This is a genomic window from Colwellia sp. F1 (assembly GCF_056238625.1).
This window is the reverse complement of sequence record NZ_JBWDLI010000065.1, coordinates 1-2,891: the sequence shown is the minus strand read 5'-3', so window position 1 is coordinate 2,891 and position 2,891 is coordinate 1. Positions and strand designations below refer to the sequence as shown.

The 2,891-nt window shown below is 51.0% G+C and carries 1 rRNA gene; it reads left to right on the top strand.

Annotated elements, in window-relative coordinates:
- Positions 1-29: 29 nt before the first annotated feature.
- A 23S ribosomal RNA gene (locus tag AC0UA9_RS17195) occupies positions 30-2,891 on the top strand; the annotation flags it as partial.

Genomic DNA, 2,891 nt, shown 5'->3' with positions numbered 1-2,891 from the left:
ATGCAAATGATGAGAGGCTAACGTTATAGGGACAAGCGAATAAGTGCACATGGTGGATGCCTTGGCGATTACAGGCGATGAAGGACGTAGTAGCTTGCGATAAGCTGCGGGGAGTGAGCAAACACACTTTGATCCGCAGATTTCCGAATGGGGCAACCCACCCTTTTAGGGTATTGCATACTGAATACATAGGTATGCAAGGCGAACGCGGCGAACTGAAACATCTAAGTAGCTGCAGGAAAAGAAATCAACCGAGATTCCCAAAGTAGCGGCGAGCGAAATGGGAAGAGCCTGTACGTGATAGTCGGACCGATAACAGAATCCCCTGGAAATGGGAGCCATAGTGGGTGATAGCCCCGTATGTGAAATTGGACCGGTGATACTAAGCGTACGACAAGTAGGGCGGGACACGTGACATCCTGTCTGAATATGGGGGGACCATCCTCCAAGGCTAAATACTCGTAATCGACCGATAGTGAACCAGTACCGTGAGGGAAAGGCGAAAAGAACCCCGGAAGGGGAGTGAAATAGATCCTGAAACCGTGTGCATACAAACAGTAGGAGCGGACTTGTTCCGTGACTGCGTACCTTTTGTATAATGGGTCAGCGACTTACATTCAGTGGCAAGGTTAACCATATAGGGAAGCCGTAGAGAAATCGAGTCCGAATAGGGCGATCAGTCGCTGGGTGTAGACCCGAAACCAAGTGATCTACTCATGGCCAGGATGAAGGTGCGGTAACACGCCCTGGAGGTCCGAACCCACTAATGTTGAAAAATTAGGGGATGAGCTGTGGGTAGGGGTGAAAGGCTAAACAAACTTGGAAATAGCTGGTTCTCTCCGAAAACTATTTAGGTAGTGCCTCAAGTATCACCATCGGGGGTAGAGCACTGTTATGGCTAGGGGGTCATTGCGACTTACCAAACCATTGCAAACTCCGAATACCGATGAGTGCGAGCTTGGGAGACAGACGTCGGGTGCTAACGTCCGGCGTCAAGAGGGAAACAACCCAGACCGCCAGCTAAGGTCCCAAAGATTGGCTAAGTGGAAAACGAAGTGGGAAGGCTAAAACAGTCAGGATGTTGGCTTAGAAGCAGCCATCATTTAAAGAAAGCGTAATAGCTCACTGATCGAGTCGTCCTGCGCGGAAGATGTAACGGGGCTAAGCCAGTCACCGAAGCTGCGGATATCCTTTATTGGATATGGTAGGAGAGCGTTCTGTAAGCCTGCGAAGGTGTCTTGTAAAGGATGCTGGAGGTATCAGAAGTGCGAATGCTGACATGAGTAGCGATAATGGGGGTGAAAAGCCTCCACGCCGTAAGCCCAAGGTTTCCTGTTCAACGTTCATCGGAGCAGGGTGAGTCGGCCCCTAAGGCGAGGCAGAGATGCGTAGCTGATGGGAAGCAGGTTAATATTCCTGCACCGTCGTATGATGCGATGGGGGGACGGATCGCGGAAGGTTGTCCAACTGTTGGAATAGTTGGTTTTTGGCTCATAGAAGGCGCTTAGGCAAATCCGGGCGCGCAATTCAAGGGGTTGAGACGAGTGCACTTGTGCATGAAGCAATCGGAAGTGGTTCCAAGAAAAGCCTCTAAGCTTCAGTCATACGAGACCGTACCGCAAACCGACACAGGTGGGCGAGATGAGTATTCTAAGGCGCTTGAGAGAACTCGGGAGAAGGAACTCGGCAAATTGGTACCGTAACTTCGGGAAAAGGTACGCCCCGGTAGCTTGATTGGTTTACTCCATGAGGGTGAAAGGGTTGCAATAAACTGGTGGCTGCGACTGTTTAATAAAAACACAGCACTCTGCAAACACGAAAGTGGACGTATAGGGTGTGACGCCTGCCCGGTGCTGGAAGATTAAATGATGGGGTGCAAGCTCTTGATTGAAGTCCCAGTAAACGGCGGCCGTAACAATAACGGTCCTAAGGTAGCGAAATTCCTTGTCGGGTAAGTTCCGACCTGCACGAATGGCGTAACGATGGCCACACTGTCTCCTCCCGAGACTCAGCGAAGTTGAAATGTTTGTGATGATGCAATCTACCCGCGGCTAGACGGAAAGACCCCATGAACCTTTACTGTAGCTTTGCATTGGACTTTGAACCAATCTGTGTAGGATAGGTGGGAGGCTTTGAAGCGGGGACGCTAGTTCTCGTGGAGCCAACCTTGAAATACCACCCTGGTTTGTTTGAGGTTCTAACCTTGGTCCGTTATCCGGATCGGGGACAGTGCATGGTAGGCAGTTTGACTGGGGCGGTCTCCTCCTAAAGTGTAACGGAGGAGTTCGAAGGTACGCTAGATACGGTCGGACATCGTGTTGATAGTGCAATGGCATAAGCGTGCTTAACTGCGAGACTGACAAGTCGAGCAGGTACGAAAGTAGGACATAGTGATCCGGTGGTTCTGTATGGAAGGGCCATCGCTCAACGGATAAAAGGTACTCTGGGGATAACAGGCTGATTCCTCCCAAGAGTTCATATCGACGGGGGAGTTTGGCACCTCGATGTCGGCTCATCACATCCTGGGGCTGTAGCCGGTCCCAAGGGTATGGCTGTTCGCCATTTAAAGTGGTACGTGAGCTGGGTTTAAAACGTCGTGAGACAGTTTGGTCCCTATCTGCCGTGGGCGTTGGAAATTTGAAGGGGGCTGCTCCTAGTACGAGAGGACCGGAGTGGACGTATCTCTGGTGTACCGGTTGTCACGCCAGTGGCATTGCCGGGTAGCTAAATACGGAAGAGATAACCGCTGAAAGCATCTAAGCGGGAAACTTGCCTTGAGATGAGATTTCCCAGAGCCTTGAGCTCTTTGAAGGGTCGTTCGAGACCAGGACGTTGATAGGCTGGGTGTGGAAGTGCAGTAATGCATTAAGCTAACCAGTACTAATTGCCCG